At 62.2% G+C, this 349-nt stretch carries 1 protein-coding gene; it reads left to right on the forward strand.

Annotation, left to right across the window (positions count from 1 at the left end):
• The coding region (locus J5M71_RS28980) for an immunoglobulin-like domain-containing protein (RefSeq protein WP_207839134.1) at window positions 1-349 on the forward strand (349 nt) is incomplete at both ends.

The raw sequence follows: 349 nt of genomic DNA on the forward strand, positions 1-349 counted from the left end.
AGACCGTTATCACCGTGCCGGCCAACGGCACGACTGGTTCGGTCACCGTCACTGCCCCGGACAACGTCTACACCGGCGCCAACGACCCTGTGGTCAAATCGATCGGTTCGGTCACTGGCGCTGACGTGGGCAAGTTTGAGCAACTGACCTTGGACAAGACCCCGGTCAGCACCACCGTCACCGACGAGCCGGGTACCCCGGGCAACGAAGGTGACCTGGTCAAGGTCACCATCACTGCCGATCAGGCCTCGGTGGCCGAGAACGTCAATCCGACCTTCACCGTGCACATCAACCAGGCGCTGGCCCATGACCTGGTCGTGACCCTGAGCAACAATGCCCAGGTCACCAT

Origin of the sequence: Pseudomonas sp. 43(2021), from assembly GCF_017490805.1 — a bacterium.
In the GTDB taxonomy this organism is placed as follows: domain Bacteria; phylum Pseudomonadota; class Gammaproteobacteria; order Pseudomonadales; family Pseudomonadaceae; genus Aquipseudomonas.